20 protein-coding genes and 1 pseudogene are annotated in these 20,293 nt (G+C 42.0%); 10 read left to right on the top strand and 11 right to left on the bottom strand.

The window, feature by feature from the left end:
- Positions 1 to 15 precede the first annotated feature (15 nt).
- The gene (locus tag IEY42_RS05805) at positions 16 to 813 is read left to right on the top strand and encodes a winged helix-turn-helix domain-containing protein (RefSeq protein WP_188924370.1); all 798 of its coding nucleotides are present in this window, start codon (positions 16 to 18) and stop codon (positions 811 to 813) included.
- A gap of 2 nt (positions 814 to 815) precedes the next feature.
- Entirely contained in the window at positions 816 to 1,334 is a 519-nt protein-coding gene (locus tag IEY42_RS05810) for a hypothetical protein (RefSeq protein ID WP_188924371.1), read from the top strand.
- A 95-nt stretch (positions 1,335 to 1,429) separates the two neighbouring features.
- Here the strand turns inward: IEY42_RS05810 and IEY42_RS05815 are convergent, their stop codons facing one another.
- The gene (locus IEY42_RS05815) at positions 1,430 to 2,059 is read right to left on the bottom strand and encodes an acetate uptake transporter (RefSeq protein WP_188924372.1); all 630 of its coding nucleotides are present in this window, start codon (positions 2,057 to 2,059) and stop codon (positions 1,430 to 1,432) included.
- A 660-nt stretch (positions 2,060 to 2,719) separates the two neighbouring features.
- On the opposite strand from IEY42_RS05815, the gene IEY42_RS05820 reads away from it, so the two are divergent.
- Positions 2,720 to 3,226, top strand: coding sequence for an ACT domain-containing protein (locus IEY42_RS05820; protein ID WP_188922252.1), 507 nt, complete (start codon positions 2,720 to 2,722; stop codon positions 3,224 to 3,226).
- A 50-nt stretch (positions 3,227 to 3,276) separates the two neighbouring features.
- On the opposite strand, the gene IEY42_RS05825 is transcribed toward IEY42_RS05820, so the two are convergent.
- Complete coding sequence (locus IEY42_RS05825; protein WP_188924373.1) at positions 3,277 to 4,428, bottom strand: GGDEF domain-containing protein; 1,152 nt, start codon at positions 4,426 to 4,428, stop codon at positions 3,277 to 3,279.
- Between the two features lie 197 nt (positions 4,429 to 4,625).
- Positions 4,626 to 5,615, bottom strand: coding sequence for a phosphotransferase (locus IEY42_RS05830; protein WP_229779937.1), 990 nt, complete (start codon positions 5,613 to 5,615; stop codon positions 4,626 to 4,628).
- Positions 5,616 to 6,032: 417 nt separating this feature from the next.
- Between IEY42_RS05830 and IEY42_RS05835 the strand changes: the two genes are divergently transcribed.
- Both IEY42_RS05835 and IEY42_RS05840 read left to right on the top strand, forming a co-directional pair.
- Positions 6,033 to 7,568: a peptidoglycan-binding domain-containing protein gene (locus tag IEY42_RS05835; protein WP_229779938.1), complete on the top strand. Its 1,536-nt coding sequence runs from the start codon at positions 6,033 to 6,035 to the stop codon at positions 7,566 to 7,568.
- A 225-nt stretch (positions 7,569 to 7,793) separates the two neighbouring features.
- On the top strand, positions 7,794 to 8,369 hold the full coding sequence (locus IEY42_RS05840) for a porin family protein (RefSeq protein ID WP_188924388.1): 576 nt from the start codon (positions 7,794 to 7,796) through the stop codon (positions 8,367 to 8,369).
- 62 nt (positions 8,370 to 8,431) lie between these two features.
- Here IEY42_RS05840 and IEY42_RS05845 read toward each other — a convergent pair whose 3' ends face one another.
- The 3 genes and pseudogenes from IEY42_RS05845 to IEY42_RS05855 form a co-directional block, all read right to left on the bottom strand.
- Positions 8,432 to 9,061, bottom strand: coding sequence for a flavin reductase family protein (locus IEY42_RS05845; protein WP_188924375.1), 630 nt, complete (start codon positions 9,059 to 9,061; stop codon positions 8,432 to 8,434).
- Positions 9,062 to 9,074: 13 nt separating this feature from the next.
- Positions 9,075 to 9,821: a sulfite exporter TauE/SafE family protein gene (locus IEY42_RS05850; protein WP_188924376.1), complete on the bottom strand. Its 747-nt coding sequence runs from the start codon at positions 9,819 to 9,821 to the stop codon at positions 9,075 to 9,077.
- Positions 9,822 to 10,071: 250 nt separating this feature from the next.
- Positions 10,072 to 10,968: pseudogene (locus tag IEY42_RS05855) on the bottom strand (permease).
- Positions 10,969 to 11,087: 119 nt separating this feature from the next.
- Here IEY42_RS05855 and IEY42_RS05860 point away from each other — a divergent pair.
- The 4 genes from IEY42_RS05860 to IEY42_RS05875 all read left to right on the top strand — a co-directional run bounded on the left by IEY42_RS05860 (position 11,088) and on the right by IEY42_RS05875 (position 14,447).
- A complete protein-coding gene (locus IEY42_RS05860; RefSeq protein ID WP_188924377.1) occupies positions 11,088 to 11,390 on the top strand; it encodes an ArsR/SmtB family transcription factor in 303 nt (100 codons plus the stop codon).
- 44 nt (positions 11,391 to 11,434) lie between these two features.
- Positions 11,435 to 12,307, top strand: coding sequence for an alpha/beta fold hydrolase (locus tag IEY42_RS05865; RefSeq protein ID WP_188924378.1), 873 nt, complete (start codon positions 11,435 to 11,437; stop codon positions 12,305 to 12,307).
- 89 nt (positions 12,308 to 12,396) lie between these two features.
- On the top strand, positions 12,397 to 13,641 hold the full coding sequence (locus IEY42_RS05870) for an alkaline phosphatase family protein (protein ID WP_188924379.1): 1,245 nt from the start codon (positions 12,397 to 12,399) through the stop codon (positions 13,639 to 13,641).
- Between the two features lie 209 nt (positions 13,642 to 13,850).
- The gene (locus IEY42_RS05875) at positions 13,851 to 14,447 is read left to right on the top strand and encodes a 2-hydroxychromene-2-carboxylate isomerase (protein WP_188924380.1); all 597 of its coding nucleotides are present in this window, start codon (positions 13,851 to 13,853) and stop codon (positions 14,445 to 14,447) included.
- Between the two features lie 134 nt (positions 14,448 to 14,581).
- On the opposite strand, the gene IEY42_RS05880 is transcribed toward IEY42_RS05875, so the two are convergent.
- The 5 genes from IEY42_RS05880 to IEY42_RS05900 all read right to left on the bottom strand — a co-directional run bounded on the left by IEY42_RS05880 (position 14,582) and on the right by IEY42_RS05900 (position 18,900).
- A complete protein-coding gene (locus IEY42_RS05880) occupies positions 14,582 to 15,040 on the bottom strand; it encodes a DUF1499 domain-containing protein (RefSeq protein WP_188924381.1) in 459 nt (152 codons plus the stop codon).
- A gap of 259 nt (positions 15,041 to 15,299) precedes the next feature.
- On the bottom strand, positions 15,300 to 16,163 hold the full coding sequence (locus tag IEY42_RS05885) for a metal ABC transporter permease (protein ID WP_188924382.1): 864 nt from the start codon (positions 16,161 to 16,163) through the stop codon (positions 15,300 to 15,302).
- A complete protein-coding gene (locus tag IEY42_RS05890; RefSeq protein ID WP_188924383.1) occupies positions 16,160 to 16,951 on the bottom strand; it encodes a metal ABC transporter ATP-binding protein in 792 nt (263 codons plus the stop codon). The genes IEY42_RS05885 and IEY42_RS05890 overlap by 4 nt, the downstream gene beginning before the upstream one ends.
- 14 nt (positions 16,952 to 16,965) lie before the next feature.
- Positions 16,966 to 17,856, bottom strand: coding sequence for a metal ABC transporter solute-binding protein, Zn/Mn family (locus IEY42_RS05895; protein ID WP_188924384.1), 891 nt, complete (start codon positions 17,854 to 17,856; stop codon positions 16,966 to 16,968).
- A gap of 384 nt (positions 17,857 to 18,240) precedes the next feature.
- A complete protein-coding gene (locus IEY42_RS05900; RefSeq protein WP_229779939.1) occupies positions 18,241 to 18,900 on the bottom strand; it encodes an esterase/lipase family protein in 660 nt (219 codons plus the stop codon).
- Positions 18,901 to 19,515: 615 nt separating this feature from the next.
- Here IEY42_RS05900 and IEY42_RS05905 point away from each other — a divergent pair.
- Positions 19,516 to 20,265, top strand: coding sequence for a hypothetical protein (locus IEY42_RS05905; RefSeq protein ID WP_188924385.1), 750 nt, complete (start codon positions 19,516 to 19,518; stop codon positions 20,263 to 20,265).
- Positions 20,266 to 20,293: the final 28 nt, after the last annotated feature.

A 20,293-nucleotide genomic window follows, 5' to 3' on the forward strand; every position in this document is an offset into this window, starting at 1 on the left:
TTGAGGCGGTCAAAAATGCAATTGGGCCAATGTAGGTTCGATATCGGCAAGGGAGATTTGATCAACCAGGACACTGACGTTGTGTGGCATTTGCCTCGGGCAGAGTTGCACGTGCTGAGTTTGTTGGTGGAGTATCAAGGTAACGTTGTTGCTAAATCCTTGCTAGAGTCAGGCCATGAAGACGATTCTCATTTAAGCTCTGCTTCGGTAGCAAGAGCTATTTTTACCTTGCGCTCATTTCTTGGGCCGCAATATGAAAGCCTAATTGAAACCGTTAAGGGGCAGGGGTATATGCTTAGGGCTCATCGTGCCCGTAAAGAAACCAATAATAAATGGCCGGCCCAGTTTATACGACCGCAACAAATAATACTGATGAGCATTGTGCTGGTATCATTGCTGTTAGCGGGCTTTTGGTGGTTTAACCAACAACGTCATACTGATAATCCTGTACTTCCATTGAGTGTGGAGACCGTTACCCTAAAATCTGAGCAACAAGTGGACGTGATTTTATACTCTCTTTCAAACACCAATAATGAATTACTCATAGAGCAAGCGCAGCAGTTAGTGCAAAGCCTACAACTGTGTCCGGTAACAATATGGAGCAGAGTATTTTTATCATTATCACACGACAAGCAAGTGCTTAATATTACCCTTAGGGGGGACCATTATGGTCAGTCTCTTATTCGTAATTTAAAAATAAGCGATTTACGTCAACCCAAACAATTTGTGACCCTACAGTGGTTAGCACAATTGAATATTTGTAGCACCTCAAATGGTCGTGTCTCGCCATCTAATCAGCTGCAAGGAGGCTAAGCATGGCTAGAAAAGGGTTATGGATCATCAATATTGTGATTCTTTTATGCCTGTTAGGTAGTGTGGGTACGATTTACTCACTCACCTCCAAGCCGACCAACTTTATGTTAAGTTGCAGTTCAGAACTGTTTAATCATGGCGTTGCTGGAGCTGACAGCGATCATTACTTACTCGTTGATCTTGTGTCTAAAGATGGCTTAGCCCAAATTAACTATCGTTACTATGATTTAGAGGGTAATTCTGCGGGAACCTTAGCGATGACAGGTAAGGTCAATAATGTCGATAAAGAGCGACAAATGTTTGATATATCGGTGACGACTAAACAAGAATACACTGGCCAAAAAGGTCAACGCACGCCAGTACACTACGAGTATTTATCGTATATTAGCGGGCTTAACCTTAACCAAAATGGTATGCATTCATTAAGCGTGCAAGTGCTTGAACGTGATGAAACCAAAGACTATGCCGTGGTATTATTTCAGCCCAGCAATACAGTGTGCGGCTGCCGTTTAGTAAATTGATGACAAAATAAAAAAAGGCCGATGCAATTAATGCATCGGCCTTTTTGTGACTTAAATTTAGCTTATGCCTGAGTGGTGATTAACGTTGCCAATGGTTATGCGTTAACTGAGTGTAGTGTCACTGGCTCAGCTTCAACTTGTAATGGCTTAATATCAGCTTTTACTTGAGTTAATTCACCTACGGGTAAAATCGTGCGGCCATATTCTGCGTTAAGCACTTGCGCCATGGCAAAGTAAATTGCACTAGCACCACAAATAATGCCTTCAAAGCCAGCAATTGTGCCGATTAATTCGTTGCCAGTAAAATCGCGAACAGCCAGTAAGAAAAATAATACGGTTAATGAGGCGAATACAAATTGCTTAGCACGTGGGTAACGTAATGAGCCCACAAACATAAAGGCGGTAAATGTGCCCCATAATGTTAAATACCAGCCCATAAAGTGTGCAGGGCTTGCTGCAACGCCCATGTTTGGCATTAAAATTAGCCCAACTAAAGTTAACCAAAATAAACCGTATGAGGTAAATGCGGTAGTACCAAAAGTATCACCACGCATAAAGCACATCATGCCTACGATAACTTGGCCAATACCACCGTAAAAAATCCCCATTGCAAGGATCATCGAATCAATTGGAAAGTAGCCAGCATTGTGGATGTTAAGTAATATGGTGGTCATGCCAAAGCCCATTAGCCCTAACGGAGCTGGATTCGCAAATTTTGTAGACATAGTGAGCCCTTATGGAAAAGTTCAACAACTAAAGTTAATCGGTACCCCTATTGGGCAAGGCGCGCATTTTAGAGAAACCCCACCCGTGTAGCAATAAGGCCGTAGTGGGTATATGGATAAAAATAGAAGTTCAATATTTTTATTTAAAAACAGTCGCTTAGCGCTCTTTCTTTTGATGCAACCATTTTTTGCTGGTGATGAGTTTTAATAAATTATTAAAATTCATATAGATACAAAGACAAACTATGAATATGTGACATGGCTCTACTGGTGTGCATCGATGTGATCGTTTTCATAAACCCCCACACTCCATACTCAGTTTGCCAGACTATACTTAGCGGTATGATGGATAATTTGTGACACGAGTGGCATTAAGCTAGTAATTTTGCAGCCGCTTGCAAAATGCGTCATTAGTGTATTTTTTGTGTTATTTAATGGCTTTACTACAACCAGAAAACCTACAAGCTATTTTATTTTGACATCAAATTTACTGCTCTATTTAAATATTCCATCATGATTTACGCTTTGTGCTGTATGTATTTTATTCATTTGTGTTCTAGGACACAGACGTACTTTATGGGGACAGTTAGTCTGGTTTTAGGTGGAGTTAAAAATGGAATAAACCTGCGTCATACTGGGATTTTGATCATCGGAGGTTATATGCAACATAAATTTATTACGACAGTATTGGGCACACTAAAACCTAATCTACTGCAATCATTAGCCCAGGTGAGCCGCGAAATGGGGGCCAGCTGGGAAACCAGCAAAGTGATTAAGCTTGATGGCCAATTTGTGGCTATGATGCGTGTGATGATCGACCGAGATAAAGAGCAAGCATTAAAGCAAGCTTTAGAGCAACAATTTGCCGCGCTGACTTTTGTATATGCAGAGTATGAGCAGCAAGCTATTCACTTTTCGACTGAATGTAAGCTCACATTAGACTGCAACGACCGCTCAGGGTTGACCCACGATATGAATGCTATTTTGAACGATCTTGAAATTAGCGTTGATCATCAAGAATGCTACCGAGTGCAAGTGACCAGTTTAGGCAAAACGGTTTATAGCGCCAAGTTGACGTTGCGATTACCTGAAAATGTCACCATGGAGCTGCTATTATCGCAGTTAGAATCATTAAGCGATAACGTCAGAATAGATGTTGAAAAATAGCCTATTGCACTTAAATGAGTGACATATTGCGTTAGTTCAGGCGAGTTAACTTAGCTAAACACCACTTTATTTCTGCCACTGCTTTTGGCTTTATAAAGGGCATTGTCGGCAAGGTTAATCGCCTGTTCAATTGAAATGTCTTTTTCGCCGAGCTCTACTACCCCAAAACTTGCCGAAATCCGAATGCGTTGTTCACCAAAGTGTATGGGAGTGTTTTGGATCATGGTGCGTAATCGCTCAGCCACATGCGTGGCGTCCTCGTAACAAGTACGGTCGATTAAAATAACAAACTCTTCTCCTCCCATCCGGCCCATTAAATCGTCTTTCTTAATATGTTGTTTTATTAGCTCACTGATGCTTATTAGCACCTGATCGCCACCGGCATGGCCAAATTGGTCGTTAATGGTTTTAAACTTATCAATATCCCAATAAATCAAACAAATATGTTGACCCTGATTTTGTAATTCGATCATTTTTTGCTTTGCTTGGATATAAAATCCACGACGATTTAAGCAGTTAGTGAGCGAATCTGTCATGGCTAAGAGTTTCATTTCTTCTGCTAAATCAGACGCCAACATATAAATCACAAATACTGACATACCCACATATGCTGCCGGTAAGGCGGTAAAGTTAACAATGGAATACAGTTTGACCAGCTCAGCGTCAAATACGTTGCCTTGAAACAATGCAATACTTGCTGCAATAAACAAACACCCTGCAAAGAGAAAATGCATGATAGAAGCGCCAATCTCTGCCGGACGAGGCTGTTTACGGTGCTTAATAATGACAACGCTTGTAATCATTAATAACACAACATCAATATATAAATACAATGACATTCGTAAACCTAAATGTGGGCTGATAAAGGTAAAAAAGTAGGTTAATGCCATGCCTATAATGCCAAACACTAATAGGATGGCTGGATGGAATGGAGTGTTAGTGCGTAAACAATGGCCCCAGGTACCCAGTAAAACAGACAACATCGACACGCTACAGCCAATCATCCAATATAAATTATGTGACAAAAATAAACTTTTAAATAAGGCGTTGGCCCAAAGGACGGTCGAAGCTAAAAAAGACAACGAAAACATCAGAGCATACTTTTGTTTTCCCATCGTTTGCCATGTCATGTAAAAGATAATCGACAGCAAAATACTCGAAAAAAACAAAGTGATCAAAATGTACGTAAATGGACTTTCCATATGCCGTCTTCTTATTGAGTTGATATAGGCGATACATAGCCTAACAAGCGCGAGCGTAGTAACGAGTTGGATGTTAAAAATTACGTGTTAATCAACTGTAGACGGCAATATTGAGCACCGCCAATAGTAAGCAGGATTTGGGGGTTAGGTGGTTAATAATTCAACACATGTGAACGCATTCGGTTCTCAAGCTCACATTAGGAGATTATAGTGAGTTGTTTTAAGGCTAATGTCGTCAGTGATTCGGTATAAGCATTTATTTTAACGTGTTCAACACTCCAACCTTTCACAAACCGTTGAAAATCAGCCCACGCAACACAATATAAAGGTCGCCAAGCTTGCTCAAGCGCTTGCGAGTTTATGTGTGGGTTAAACTTTACAAGCCCTTGTGTTAACGCAATAAAATAATGCTCGAGATAATCATTAATGGTGTCCTCTGGTTCATTAAAATTCAGTGTACTACTGAGCAGCATAATGACATCTTTCATACCGCAGCCCCGGCCAATATATTGAAAATCGACTGCAGCAACGCGATCGTCTGCACTGAAGCAAAAATTGGCTAACTTAGCATCCCCATGTACCAGGGTTTGAAATGGGCATTGCGTTAACGTTTGGTCAATCAGTTTGGCTGCCGATTTTAGTGGGCCATCAGTTAACGCCGCGAGTTCGTCTGGTCTTGTGTCTAAATGCCAATAAGTGCCTACAGGCCAAAGTCCTTCTGGGTTAACTTGCATGTATTGAGCATGAAAATTTGCTAACCAAGTTAAACAGGATTTTATCTGGGTTGGGGTGGCTGTTGTTTTGACCTGGGTAAAGCCAATCGTGTGTAAATCTTGCAGTACTAATAAGGTTTCGTCGCTGTGTTGTTCTACATATAAACACTTGGGTAAAGGGGTTAATGGCTGCATATGTTTATTGGCATAATGTTGATACCAATTTACTTCAACGAGGTAAGAGTGCAATTTACGTTGATGCGACAGCAAAGTATTCCAACCGCGAGGGTGAGATGAAGGTTGTGGTAAATTGATGTATTTAACAATCACAGATGGGAAAGGCATACCACTGACATAAGCCCGAAATAAATAACCGTAATTCCCCCAAAGAGGTTGTATCAGTTCAATATGACTTATATAGCTGGCACCAATCGCCAAGCTTATGCGCTGTAAAACCTTGTCTGCAATTTTCAAAATCATTCCTTACTTCTAAACGCTGCTGTTAAGACGTTTTCGAGAGGCAAATTCTCTCACATTATAAAAATTTAATAATTCTTTCTGTATGGGGTTTGGTGAGTCAAAAACGCTGAAAATTAATCTAAATCCAAATTAAAGCATGATGTTTTAATAATCAGTCTAACGCTTGTTTTAAAACATTTTATTAACACTGTTTTGTTTTAATTTGTAAACAATTGTTTGTGAATAATGACAAAAAAATGACCTTCAAAGTTGCATTTTATTGCAAGTTATTGTTTATGTTAATCTTGGGTGTTTTTGCGAGCAAGGTTGTATAGTCAGTAATTTGACGCTATCCTGTGCGCAAAATGTAACAAATGTTTACATATTGTTACATTTCGTTATCAAGACTGCCTAAACAACCCAGGAGTAATCATGGCTACTGCAAGGACAACCATTTTCAAACTGAGCACACTTTCTGCTGCATTATTATTGACTGCATGTAGTAATTTATCTCAACCAGCCAATGTATCTGTATATAACGCAGAAGAGTTAGCGCAACGAAACACTGCCTTGCTAGAAAGAGAGAAAGCCGTCGCAAAGCGTGAAGCGCAGGCACAAGATGCATTAACTGTTAAAACCAGCCCAGAGGGTGAGCTGTTACCACCTAATGCGACACCTGGTGAATGTTATGCACGTGTATGGGTTGAGCCAACTTACCAAAACTACACCGAAACCGTGATGGTAAAAGAAGCCAGTGAAAAAGTTGATATTGTGCCAGCACAATATCAACAAGTTACTGAGACCATTGAGGTGCAGCCTGCAAGTTACAAAATGGTTGCAGTACCCGCAACTTATGACGTAGTTACAGAGCAAAAATTAGTTCGTGCAGCAGGTGAACAGTGGTTAGTTGACTTACGTAAGGGCAGTGCGCCAGCCAGTGCAGAGTTATTAAAAGCCGCTAGCGATCATGGTATTAACCTTAATAATGCCACAGCCGGTATGTGTTTCCACGAACATTATATGCCAGCACGTTACGAGCAAAAGGGTGAGTCTGTATTAGTTGCTGAAGCTTATGAAGTTGTTGAAACTATCCCTGCTGAATTCCGCTGGGTAGAAAAGCGTATTTTGGTTAAAGAAGCCAGCACCCGTATGGAGCAAGTGGCTGCGCAATATGAAACGGTTACCGAAGAAGTTGTCGACGTACCGGCTCACACCATTTGGAAAAAGGGCGTAGGTCCAATTCAAAAGATTGATGAAGCCACAGGCGAAATCATGTGTTTAGTTGAAGTCCCTGCCACTTATAAAACGCTCACCAAGCGTGTATTAGTGTCACCGGCTACCACTCGCACTGTAGATGTTCCTGAAGAATACGAAACAGTACGTATACAAGAGTTAGTGAGCGAAGCCAAAGAAGTTCGTACTCAAGTACCGGCTAAGTACAAAGATGTACAAGTGACTCAAAAAGTCGCTGACGTTGAGTTTGTATGGCATGAAGTGCATAACGACGAGCATCCAAAAGCGACGCGTACTGGTAATAAGATTTGTTTAACTGCCACACCAGCGGAATATGAAACCGTCAGTCGTCGTGTTGTAGTTAGTCCAGCAACGACTCAGCGAGTCGACATTGAAGCTAAGTATGAAACGATGAACGTGACTAAGCTGGTTTCTGCAACCAAAGAGCTGCGCACAGAAATCCCAGCTGAATTTGAAACCGTGTCACTGAGCCGTATTGATAAAGATGGCTTCATGGAATGGCGTCCAATTTTATGTGAAACCAACATGACACGCTCAACCATTACCGACCTACAACAGGCATTAGCAACTAAAGGCTATAACCCTGGTAAGATTGATGGCGTAGTGGGTGTTGATACCATTAAAGCGGTAAATGCGTTCCAAAAAGATAATGACTTACCAACCGATAAGTACATCAATATCGAAACAGTAAAAGCATTAGGCGTTAGCCTTTAAGCTAGCTTTTATTGACTAAAATAGCCCAAGTGGCAGCCTGATTTAGGCGATCGCTTGGGCTTTTTGCTGTCTGTCTTTTACTCATCTCAGTAGATTTTATCGAGTGGATAAATCGATATGTTAATCTTATGTCATAGCAATAAAAATAGTCATATTAACTATTTACGTTTTTTTCCTTTGTAGTATGATGCTCGCGCTTTTTATCAATATCATTAAGGAACAATGATGTACAAAACCTCTCTTTTAGCCACAACCTTGTGCGCTGTTTTAGCCGCTCCAGCCTTTGCCAACATGGATACACATTCATCAACATCAGATAACAACGGTTTTTATATTGGTGGTGCAATCAATAAAACAGAGCTCGGTTCGGATGATGCTAGTGGCTCAGCCGATGCGACAGGTTTTGGGATATACGGTGGCTATCAGTTTAACGATTGGTTTGGTTTAGAAAGTAACTTTTTTGCTGCAGATGTCGGTGAAGACGGCCTTGATGTGGTTGCTGGTGCACTCACCTTTACCCCAACATTCACTGCACGTTTTAATGAGACGTTTTCAGTATTTGCTAAAGTCGGTATCGCATCAATGGCGGTTGTTGTTGATGGTTACGGTGAAGACTTTACCGCTTCGGGCTTCGGTTTTACCTATGGTATCGGCTTAAACGCCGCAATAACTGAAAACCTTAATCTTCGGTTAAGTTACGATATGAGCAAAGGCGATCTTGATATCGATGAATATGGCTATATTGATGATATTGATACTGAAATTGAACAATTAGCATTGGGTTTACATTACCAATTTTAATTATCGGCTCGCAGTACTTTAAAAATTAAGGCTACCAACAGGTAGCCTTAATTGTTTCACGCTTATAGCGTAGGGCGATGTAAGTCGAAACGTTGCTCGTCTGAAATCCCGTAATAAGCCGATGGCCCGCCAGCGCGTAACACTGGCTCTGCTAGTGCAGTTTGGTAAATGCCATCAGCACTGAGTAAGTGCTTTTCAATGTGTACTGCAACCACTTCACCGAGTACCAACCAGGTATCAATTTTGTCGCCATTAGCTGCAGTAAGTTGAATACATTGAGTTAATTTACATTCAAAGTTGACTGGGCTTTCGGCGACTCTATCTGCCGCGACAATATTACCGGCCATTGGTGTTAACCCTGCAAATTCAAACTCGTCAGTACCGCGAGGCAACGCCGCTGAGGTTAGGTTCATTTGCTCGGCTAAAGTGCGAGTGGTTAAGTTCCACACAAACTCGCCTGTTTCAACAATATTGGCCACACTGTCTTTCCAGGCAGTACTGGCAAAACCAATGAGCGGAGGGTCATAGTTAAAGCAATTAAAAAAGCTATATGGGGCTAAGTTTCGCTTACCCTGGGCATTACGCGTTGAAATCCAGCCAATAGGGCGTGGGCCAATAATCGCATTTAATGGATTATGTGGTAAACCATGGCCTTTACGAGGCTCATAAAAAAATCGTTCATTTGTGTTCATGACATGTCCCTTTTTAGGACGGCAACAATGCGGTCCATAATAAGCGCAGACCCACAACTATCATCAAACCTAGAATGATCTGCTTAAATTGTTTTTCATTAAATTTATCCTGAATACGCAAACCTAGTTTTATCCCAATCCAAGCAATAGGCGCAAGCATTACCGACACCGTCAAATTACCCAGATTGATTTGCCCTAGCATTGAATAAGGGATGAGTTTGACCACATTCACAACGGCAAAAAACATCACAGCAGTACCAAGATATTGAGTTTTGGGTAAACGTAGCGGAATTAAGTAAGCATTGAGTGGTGGACCACCGGCATGAGCAACAAAGCTGGTAAACCCAGCAAGCGTGCCGCATACTCGGCCAATTAAGGCTGACGGTTTACGCTGCGACCACTCACCAAATGTTAATCCATATATGCCAAAGCCTAATGAAATAATGCCCAAAAGTCCGCGAAGATACTGCTCATTAAGTTGATCAAACAATAAATAAGCCACCGCAATACCGACAATGGCCGCGGGCAGTAAAATCAATAATTGCTGATTGCTTTGTTTATTCCACCACGAGCGGACACTTAAAAAGTCCATATATACAAGCAAAGGGAGCATGACCGCAGCAGCTGCAGCAGGGCTGATGGCAAGAGCTAATAACGGCACAGTTAACCCTCCTGCGCCGCCAGCAAAACCTGATTTAGAAATGCCGGTAATGAGCACTGCGGGTATGGCGACAAGCCAAAATATAGGGTCGGTTAACATTGCTGCCTCTGTAAAATCATTTGCCTAGCAAAACCGCTACGATATCCATTTAGCTTCCATATTGCACTGCGGTAAACGATTTGAGCAACCGTGTTTTGCGAAATAGACATAACAATCTACCAAGGAGAACAGCGAACAATGATGTATTGGTGTTGATAATACTAACGCTCACATCGAGTATTTCGGTGTGAGCATAAAGTTGTAGTGTATTGTAGTGGATGTGTATTTTTAAAATAACCTGAGCTCAGGTTTAAAATAGCCACTGATAAGTAAAGCCAGCTAATATTGCCATTGTGATAATCACGCCAACAAAGGCAATCACTAGCTGATTTTTAAAAATGGCTTTAAGTAAAATAACCTCCGTTAAACTGGCGCCCGCGCTGCCAATAATCAGTGCCATAACGGCACCCAGCCCCATACCTTTTGCCGCTAATGCAGCACTTAACGGAATAACCGCTTCTGCACGGATGTATAGCGGAATACCAATCACTGCCGCCACAGGTATCGCAAATGGGTTGTCACTATTGGCATATTTAGCCACTAACTCGGTTGGCATAAAACCATAAATTGATGAGCCTATTGCAATACCGCCAATTAAATACGGCAACACTTTTTTAAAGTCGCTCCAGGTACTTAACCAAATGGCTTTCTATTTATTGATGGGTTCAGATTTACCACCACAAATGGATTTACACCCTTTTGCGGCAGGGGCTAAGTAGGCTTCTGGTTTGATGTATTTTTCAAAACCAAGCTTTTCTAAGCTGTAGCCTGCAATAACCGATACCCCCATGGCGATGACAAAATAAAATAGGGTCACCTTAAGTCCAAATGTCACCGCAAATAAACCAATAATGATGGGGTTAAGTAAAGGGCTGGCAAATAGAAATACCATCATGGTGCCAAAGCCTGCTTTTGCCCTTAATAAACCTTTTAAAAATGGGATTGTTGAACAAGAACAAAAGGGGGTTATGGCTCCTAAAAAACCTGCAATAACATAGCCTTTTCCGTGTTTATCGCTCAAAATTGCTTGGATTTTATGTGGTGAAATATAAGTTTGCAGTACCCCGACTAAATAGCTGATAAGTAAGAATAACGTGGTTAATTCTACGGTTAAAAACACAAACATATTTAAGGTTTCTTGCAGCATAATATTGACCTGAGTTAGATTAACTATATTTCTAGAAAGATCGAAATATATAGTTCAATGATAGCGAGATCAAGTTATTTCTAGTATTATCGAAATATAAATTTTATTAAGGTGTCGTTATGGATATCGGTTTTATTGCTAAAGCATTGAAAGAATTAGGTCATCCTACAAGATTGATGATTTACCGTGCGGTTGTACGTGCGGGCTATCAAGGGATTGCTGTGGGGGGGTTACAGCAAAAACTAGACATTCCAGGGTCTACATTGTCACACCACGTGTCTAGCCTAGTGTCGGCGGGGTTAATGACACAGCGTCGCGAAGGGAGAACATTATTTTGTATTGCAGAATATGATACCTTGCAGTCAGTCATCGGTTTTTTACAAGATGAATGTTGTGCTGATGAGCAAAAACCAGCGGTATGAACCTTGCCGCTGAATATATCAAGGAATACATAAGGTAAACCATCATGATTTCATTGGATGAATGGCAACAACACGGACAGTTTGAACAATTTAATGGTCAGCAAATCTTTACTCGTACAGGAGGCCTGCCTTCTGCGCCGGCATTATTGCTTATTCATGGTTTTCCCAGCGCCAGTTGGGATTGGGAAGGCATGTGGCAACAACTCACTGAACGATATTATGTGATTACCCTTGATATGTTAGGTTTTGGCTTGTCTGATAAACCTAAAAATAGCGAGTATTTGATTAGCCAACAGGCCGATATTTATCAGGCGCTTTTAGCCAAGTTAGGCATGAGTGAATATCATATTTTAGCCCATGATTACGGCGATACCGTTGCACAAGAGTTATTGGCAAGACAAGTTGATGGGAACTGCAAAATACACATTAACAGCGTGTGTTTATTAAATGGCGGCTTATTTCCTGAAACCCACAAACCGGTATTGATTCAAAAGTTATTGTTATCGCCCTTGGGATCGTTTGTGGCGAAAAAGATCACCAAGCAAAAATTTGCCGCCAACTTACACCATATATTTGGCCCAGCAACCCCGCCAACGTCAGAGGTTGTCGATACGCTTTGGCAACTATTAACCCATAATGATGGTATCGCAGTGATGCACAAACTCATCACCTATATGACTCAACGCAAACAACATCGTCAACGTTGGGTTGGAGCGCTGGTGAACAGCCCTGTACCAGTCAAACTGATCGCGGGCGCATTAGATCCGATCTCAGGTCAGCACATGATCGATCGCTATGGTCAATTGATCTCCAATGCAAATATCACCACCATGCCGACACTCGGCCATTACCCTCAAGTGGAAGATGCCACTGCCATCACTGCGGCGTATTTACAGTTTAGACAGAGTATTGAGTGAGTTAATGTCACAGTAGAGAACAATAAAGTTGTCATACCTAATTGATATTATTACTTTGTAATTGTTTTTATTATTTGAGAATACACATCATGCATGTCTTTACCATTATCTGTGTATTAGCCTGCGGGCTATTTACGAGCATTAATTGTTTTGCTGCGAGTTTAATTCCTACTGCTGCTGAAAAACCCTATGTATTATTGGTCTCAATAGATGGTTATCGCTTTGATTATAATCGACTACATAGCCCTCAGCACCTCACTGAATTTGCTAAGCATGCCGCTCAGGTCACTCATCTTATCCCCTCATTTCCCACTGTGACCTTTCCAAATCACATTACTCTTGTTACTGGGCTGTATCCTGCGCATCACGGCATCGTTTCCAACCATTTTTATAACCATGAACTGCAACTGCCCTATAGCATGAAGATTAAACAAGCGGTAACCGATGGCCGTTTTTACCATGGCGTGCCATTGTGGTCGCTAGCGGGACAGCAAGGCTTAAAAAGTGCGACCTATTTTTGGCCGGGTTCAGAAGCGAATATTGCGGGGCAGCGTCCTGATTATTGGCTGCCTTATAATGGTGATGCACCTAACCATGAAAGAGTCGAGAAAGTTTTACAATGGTTTAATTTACCTGAAGCAGATCGCCCCCAGTTTGTGACTTTGTATTTTTCTGAGGTAGATACCGCAGGACATCATTTTGGCCCAACATCGAACAAGACTTATCAAGCAGTGCAAAACATTGATAAAGCCATTGGACAATTGTTAATCGGCATTAACGCGCTACCTTTTAAGGTGAATGTGATAATTACGTCTGATCATGGCATGGCAAATGTTGCCGATTTTCCACGTGTGTACACGGACAAATTATTCGCCGGTAATGACGCATTAAAAGACAGATTTAAATTTAATAACGATGCCGCATTTTCGTTAATCACCGCCACAGGGGAAAATAAACAACAAGATTTAAATGCGTTAGAAGCACTCACGCAACAAGTCCCCGGATTGCACTTTTATCGTCAGAAAGAGATGCCTGCTTATTTGCACTTTAGTGATAACCCATCAATTGAAGATGCGGTGTTAATCAGTAATCAACATTATATAACCCGTTCTGATGCCAAGGCCGGTGTGACAGGTAAACACGGCTATGATGCTAGTGTCGTAACAGATATGAACACAGTGTTATACGCTCAAGGGCCTGCTTTTAATCAGCAACATATTGACCGCGCCGATAATATCCACCTTTACCCGCTTATTGCACATATTTTAGGCTTAACCATTAACGAGCCGATTGATGGTGAGTTAACGGTTTTGGCGCCTTTGTTGGCTCAGTAAATTGAACTTACGCAATAGCAGTAATGCTTTATCAGGATTGATCTCGAGTAGCGAACTAGGACTAAGCCCTACCTTATGCTCAAACTAGAACATTTGTTCACAAATCATTACTAGACAGTATCACGCGTTGCAGGATAACGTTAATCTATGGTTATAAATCGCTATCAAACCATCACGTTTATCACTTTTATTAATAGGTAACGCGACACATGAAAACTGCCATTGAGTATTACTTTACCAGCCTTTCTCCCTATGCCTATTTAGGTCACCATACGTTTACCGCCATTGTGGCAGAGCATCACACCGCCATTGATTATAAGCCGATAAAACTTGGCAAACTGTTTGCCGAACGAGGCGTGTTACCGGTAAAGCAACGCTCGCAAGCAAGGCAAGATTATCGTTTAATTGAGTTAGCACGCTGGTCTAAAAAGCGCCAATTGCCGCTTAATCTTCATCCGGCTTTTTTCCCGGCAGACCCAAGCCTAGTCGACAAATGTACTATTGCGCTTCAACAAATGGGGCAAAACCCCGCTGAGTTTGTCGCGCAAATGCTGGCGGCATGTTGGGCAAAAGATCAAAATATTGCAGATGTTGCATTGATACAGCAGATCCTCACATCATTACAGCTTGATGCAGATAAGGTTATTGCGCAGGCATCGTCGAGTGAAATTGAAGCGATATACGAAGCCAATACTACGGCTGCGATTGAAAAAGGTTTGTTAGGTGTGCCAACCTACGTATATCAAGACGAGCCATTTTGGGGCCAGGATAGACTTGAGCTGTTGGCCGACAAACTAGCTCAATAGTGGTTTTACGGTAATAAAAAACAAATGGCTATGCTGACGTTTATCACGTCGACATAGCCATAAATCATAAATCGCGGAGACAAAGCCTGTTTGCTTAAGCGGCATGGCACTGCGATTTTTTAATGTCGCAGCCTTTACTGTGGTAACGCGTTAAACTCGGCTCTAATCTGTTCAATTCGTTCACGGTTAACGCCAAAGTCTGAGTGACCAACACGTGAGGCCGATCTTACCTGGATCATGATTTTACCTGACTCAACTGACGGAAAGTAAAACTCAACATCGTCAACAAAGCGCATAATCTGCGAGGTAAATTCAACCCGAATATAATTATCTTCTACCACGACAATACTCGCTCGTTCAGCCGCTTTTAATACGTGCAATAAGCCTACTTGAGCTTGTTGAGACGTGCCGCTAAATTCAATCGGTTCAATATAATGCTCTTCGTCTGCAGTTGCTTGCTGGCTATTCACGCAATTAGGTGAATCAGGGCAGGGCATAAATTGGCCATCATTAACTCCCAGAGTTGGCACAGTGCCAGAGCAACCCATTAAAAGCACCATAGCAAGTACCAGTATTGAAGTGTGTTTATACATTTTGCTTCCCTTTATGTGTAAAACGTCTTGTGTTTGCGGTTATCGGTATCAACAGCGTAATTGATCTTATGTTGTCTACAGTAAAACAATAAGTTGCGCTTAACAATGTGCTATTCGCCGCTTCTTTTTTTATGCATGATAATGAACTATGGAAGATATTAATAAATAATTTAGTGGGATTAAAAGCCACCAAAGAATTGTTATCGACTTTGAGTGTTGTGCCCGCATGTCGTAGTCTTGATTGTGTCAGTGTGTGGCCCTAATGACGTTGATCGATTTTATTAAACTTTTTCCACAGCCATTTGCTGGCTATGGCGAGTAGATAAGTCCCTCCGGCCACTTGAATAACTGTTGCTCCTGCAGGAAGCTCTGGTCCGTAGCTTAAAGCGATGCCACTGACCGTAAACAAGAAGCACAATGACGTTGCTATAAGCATGGCTATCCACAGTCGCTGGGCAAAATGCAGTGCAGTCGCTGCGGGTAGAGTCAGAAGGGCAATCACCATCACCAGGCCAACCACTTGGGTTAGTAAGACTACCGTTAGCGAAATGAGTACAAGTAGTAAGGTGTGATAAGCGCGTACGCGGATCCCACGCAGTTTTGCGAGTTCGGGTTGAAAACTGATCACCAAAAACTTGTCATAAAACAGCAGCATTAGAATGACAATCACCGCATCCAACACTGCCATATGTTGCAGATCGGCTGTACCAATCATCAAAATATTGCCAAAAAGATAGCTCATCAAATCTTCGTAGTATCCGGGCGTGGCTGTAATAAAGCTGATCCCGACAGCCATTCCTATGGCCCATATGGCAGATAGGACAGTGTCTTCACGTTGTCGTCCAGAAGCCGTGACCGCCGCGACAATAAGCGCTGCAATGACTGCTGCCACCGTAGCACCCAGCAGCGGAGTCATCCATTCTATGTCGTGTACGCGTTGCAAGTAACGCGCCGCTCCCATGCCCCCTAAGACGCAGTGTGCAATTGCCCCAGCCACATAAGTTGCCCGGCGTGCCACCACAAAGCTGCCGACAACCCCGCAGGCCAGTGACGCCAATAAACCGCCTACAATGGCATATTGAAGAAACGTATGATTAACAAGGTGTTCCCAGAACAAGCTCATAAACGCGTCTCCTTGCCGTGGTGTGGTTCACACATCACACTGCTAGCGTCATGGACATGACAGTCTTGCGCATGCTGAATTACGGTCATATCACCTCGATGAAATGCGCTAAGTTGTCCTTCAGTGATTTCGTCAACGCGAACAAGCGATGCCGAGCGGTTTACGCAGGCTAAATGTGAAGCATGACGAGTTACCACGTTAAGGTTGTGCGATACCACCACAATGGTCATTTGCTTATTCAGTTCGTGCAACAGCTCATAAATTTGGTGTTCAACATTGGTATCAACGTTGGCGGTAGGTTCGTCGAGTATCAGTAGTTCGGGGTCTGACACTAACGCCTGTGCGATGAGTGCTCGTTGGCGCTCACCTCCCGATAAATGTGCTAAAGAGCGATGGCTCAAATGGGCAAGGTTCACCCGTTCAAGCGCTTCAACTGCTTTAATGCGATCGCGCCGCCGGTAAGGCCCAAACCAATGTCGATCCGCTCGTCCCATAAGCACGACATCAAGTGCGCTTACCGGAAATTCTGGATCGAAACTCAGATGTTGCGGTACATATCCAATACTGTGTCTACGGCGCTCAGGCGCTTCGTCGAAGACCTTTACCGTCCCGCGGCTTGGTTTTAGAAGCCCTAAGGTAAGTTTTACCAGTGTGGTTTTACCGCCGCCATTGGGTCCAACTACACCCACCAAACTCTTGTTGGGTATAGACAGGTCGATGTTGTGTAAAACTTCTTGTTGATCATATGCAAAGCAAACATCTCTGAACTGTATTACGACATTGTCCATCTTCAAAGCCTTTGTTAATCCTGCTGTTGCAGCGCTTCAAGCACGGTAGTGGCAACTTGTTGTAAATTACCAATGTAATCTCGTGCAAGAGGGTCAATTGGCACAACTACACCATTGATTGCCTTAGCGATGCGGTTGGCCGAAGCCATGTTAAATTGCGGTTGAACAAAGATAACGCGCACATCTTCATTTTGCGACAGTTCTACCATTCTGATCAATTGTCTGCCACTGGGTTCTTTTCCTTCAACTTCAATAGATTGTTGCTCGAGCCCATAGGCATCAGCAAAATATCCCCAAGAAGGGTGAAATACCATAAAGGTTTTACCCTTTACTGGGGCCAATGCCTTGGTAAGCAGCGCATCGAGTGCATCTAAATCCTTCAATAGCTCGGCGAGATTTTTCTCATAGTCAGCTTTGCCCGCAGGGTCTTTTTTAATGATTGCCTCAGCAATGGTGCGGGCCTGCAGTTTAACAAGTCGCGGGCTGAGCCAAATGTGTGGATCGTTACCTTTAATCGTGATCCCTTTACGTGTATCAACAATATGAAGCTGCTTGGTCATTGAGTCGATTTTTGGAATAAATGCATTTTCGAACGGGACACCAACACGAAAGAAGAGTTCTGCCTCCGATAAGGCGGCCATTTGACGTGGCGTCGGTTCGTAAGTCGCAGGGCTGCTCCCCGGTGTCACTAACGCCTGAACTTGCACCCGATCTCCGCCAATTCGGTCAACAAAGTACTCTTGCGGAAGGATACTGGTGACGATAGTGAGCTTGTGCTCTTTTGCTGAATTGGCCGTGAGGCTTTGAGATTCATCATCACTGAAAGAGTTGAACAGGGTAAAAGCGAAGCCAATCAAAAAAAGGGCTGCAGCTATTCCCGTTAAGGCTTTTAAAGATTTGCTCATTACATATTCCTTAAGCGGATCATCTTAATGACAGGTAAAGTGGAAATTATTGTTACGTTGGTATGAGTGTTCAGCATGGCATGAGTTTATTAGTTAAAGCCCATTTTGTAAGCTCACCAATTAAATTTTATCCTGTCATTAAACGTTAACCTCTAACCAATGGCAAGGACTTATCGGCAAAGATAAGACAGAAAAAATCTGCTAGTCCTTTTTATTAATAAAGGGGCAAACCGATGAGTAACAAACATCAAATATATTAGCTTTCGTATGACGCTTTAATAGCGTATTTCTGTATTGAATCACTCTAATTTTTGGTGGGGTAGATTCTACGTTTTTATTCAAAGAGACTTAATCGGTTATCAATGAGAAAAATGAATAAAAAAGTTAACGAGCAAACTTCCCATGGGTTAAAAAATGCAGTACCTGTGCTATTACAGTCTTATTTCTCATCATAAACGGGTGAGTAACAGGGATTGAAATATGATCGCTCATGCCATCAAGTTGAGTATTAACCACAGAGACTTTACCGTCATTAGGACTGGGTAATAGGCTTGATAACAATAAGTTGATACTGCGCGTGCCTGCAATAATCCCAACATCAAAATTGGCTGCGCCAAGCATACGAGGAAGATCAACTAAGCGGGTGCCAAGCTGCATACCTGCAGGACCATTAATCAGTTTGAACCCGGGGAGGCTTTTTAAGCGATCAACAACCTCGCTTCCTTGGTTTGGGGGGCCGAGCATCACCACTCGACCTAAATTTTCAATAGTGTGTAAATGCAGATATTGCCTAACTAAAATCCCCCCCATTGAATGGGTGACAAAGTGTACCTTACTGCCTTTTGGACACTGTTCGAGCGCGGCAGTAACAGCATCTTCAGCTAATTGCGCAATGTGATATTGAGTCGACGGGTATGAAAAGTTAATGATGTGATAGCCCGCAGTAGTCAAGGCCGAGGCTAAAGTGGTCATCGAACGATGCGTTCTTGCTAAACCGTGCAGTAAAATAACACATTCAACTGGTGCTGTATGAGTAGCGGTCAAAGTAGCCTCCTTTGTTTTTTTAATAGGTTATATCATGTTTATTTAGTTTGATGATTTGTCATTATTAAGTAACTATGCATTGAAAATCAATGTTAATAGATTGTTAGTTTGCGAGGTTTTAACGTTATTTTTTTATATTTAACACGCTATTTATCGCTCTAAATATGCCAGTTACTTATTTTTTATATCTTTTTGTGTGTGTTAAATATTATAGTTGTTTTTAATTTAGGATAATTAACTATTATCAACATAAATGTCATTTCTACGTGCTGTTCAAATGTATTTTTTTGTCCAGTAAAAAATAAAAAGGATGCTTTTTACTTATTAAACAAAAGAATTATGAATCTATGCCGATAAGTATATTTAGATCTTATGAATATAAACATGAATAGAGTTCACACTTCAGAGTTTTATTCGTAATTAATAATAATCAATTAAACTGAATTATGTTAAAATGATCATGTAATGGACTGTATTATCAAATAACATATTGGGAAAATAATTAGTTTTCAAACCTTTGATTTCAAAGGGTAAAGAGAGTGTTTAATGGCAAGGGTCTCAAAAATTTCTACATTTTCAAATGAGCTCTCACATTGGCTAAATTGGCAATGTAGCATGATCTCAGGTGTTAAATGTGGAGGAATATTTCTAAGCTCACCATCAGACGAAGATGAGCTGCAAAATATCGCATTTTGGCCACACACAACATCGCTTTCTCCCACGCTCAAACCCATCGCTGCTAACACGGTTAACTCTGGAGTTGCTGGCGTTCATAAAGCCGCTAATCACGAATCACAGCCTGTAGATTATGTTACTCAGCCCTTAATCGAGCAGGGGCAAGTTGTGGGTTCTGTCGTATTGGCCCTTACTGTTCGTTCGGAGCAACAATATCAAGCCGTATTGCAATTATTGCAATGGGGTACTGTGTTTTTGGAGAAGTTGCTCAAACAGGCTAATCATCAACCTGTTGATGACGCTTCGCTTGCGCTAAATGCTGTGGCGTTACTGTCCGAGAATGAGCCTCTGGCTGTTATGGGCTACCATTTTTGTAATTTCCTCGCCGATCATTTCAACTGCTCGAGAGTACAACTCGGACTGAATAAAGGCTTGCAGGTGCAAGTGCTAAGTGTTTCGCACCAACTTCATTTTGACCGACGTATTGAGCGTATCAGACAAGTTGAATTTGCAATGGAGGAATGCATAGAACAGAACCAAAATATTGTTATTTCTGCCCCATCACATGAAGCCTCCACGGTTATTAAGACACATACACAACAGTTGCTAAGTGATAAAAATGAAGCTGTATGTTCCCTTATTTTACGTAATGGTGAGACATATATGGACGCTCCCGGTGAGTCAAGGTAATACTCTGCTCACCCAAGGCTTTTTTGGG

Origin of the sequence: Shewanella algicola (assembly GCF_014648035.1) — a bacterium.
Taxonomy (GTDB): domain Bacteria; phylum Pseudomonadota; class Gammaproteobacteria; order Enterobacterales; family Shewanellaceae; genus Shewanella; species Shewanella algicola.

Coding starts and splice junctions, on each gene's coding strand:
- IEY42_RS05805 (WP_188924370.1), top strand. CDS start 16: ATGCAATTGGGCCAATGTAGGTTCGATATCGGCAAGGGAGATTTGATC.
- IEY42_RS05840 (WP_188924388.1), top strand. CDS start 7,794: ATGTACAAAACCTCTCTTTTAGCCACAACCTTGTGCGCTGTTTTAGCC.
- IEY42_RS05845 (WP_188924375.1), bottom strand. CDS start 9,061: ATGAACACAAATGAACGATTTTTTTATGAGCCTCGTAAAGGCCATGGT.
- IEY42_RS05835 (WP_229779938.1), top strand. CDS start 6,033: ATGGCTACTGCAAGGACAACCATTTTCAAACTGAGCACACTTTCTGCT.
- IEY42_RS05810 (WP_188924371.1), top strand. CDS start 816: ATGGCTAGAAAAGGGTTATGGATCATCAATATTGTGATTCTTTTATGC.
- IEY42_RS05850 (WP_188924376.1), bottom strand. CDS start 9,821: ATGTTAACCGACCCTATATTTTGGCTTGTCGCCATACCCGCAGTGCTC.
- IEY42_RS05880 (WP_188924381.1), bottom strand. CDS start 15,040: ATGTATAAACACACTTCAATACTGGTACTTGCTATGGTGCTTTTAATG.
- IEY42_RS05885 (WP_188924382.1), bottom strand. CDS start 16,163: ATGAGCTTGTTCTGGGAACACCTTGTTAATCATACGTTTCTTCAATAT.
- IEY42_RS05890 (WP_188924383.1), bottom strand. CDS start 16,951: ATGGACAATGTCGTAATACAGTTCAGAGATGTTTGCTTTGCATATGAT.
- IEY42_RS05870 (WP_188924379.1), top strand. CDS start 12,397: ATGCATGTCTTTACCATTATCTGTGTATTAGCCTGCGGGCTATTTACG.
- IEY42_RS05815 (WP_188924372.1), bottom strand. CDS start 2,059: ATGTCTACAAAATTTGCGAATCCAGCTCCGTTAGGGCTAATGGGCTTT.
- IEY42_RS05875 (WP_188924380.1), top strand. CDS start 13,851: ATGAAAACTGCCATTGAGTATTACTTTACCAGCCTTTCTCCCTATGCC.
- IEY42_RS05825 (WP_188924373.1), bottom strand. CDS start 4,428: ATGGAAAGTCCATTTACGTACATTTTGATCACTTTGTTTTTTTCGAGT.
- IEY42_RS05860 (WP_188924377.1), top strand. CDS start 11,088: ATGGATATCGGTTTTATTGCTAAAGCATTGAAAGAATTAGGTCATCCT.
- IEY42_RS05865 (WP_188924378.1), top strand. CDS start 11,435: ATGATTTCATTGGATGAATGGCAACAACACGGACAGTTTGAACAATTT.
- IEY42_RS05895 (WP_188924384.1), bottom strand. CDS start 17,856: ATGAGCAAATCTTTAAAAGCCTTAACGGGAATAGCTGCAGCCCTTTTT.
- IEY42_RS05905 (WP_188924385.1), top strand. CDS start 19,516: ATGATCTCAGGTGTTAAATGTGGAGGAATATTTCTAAGCTCACCATCA.
- IEY42_RS05820 (WP_188922252.1), top strand. CDS start 2,720: ATGCAACATAAATTTATTACGACAGTATTGGGCACACTAAAACCTAAT.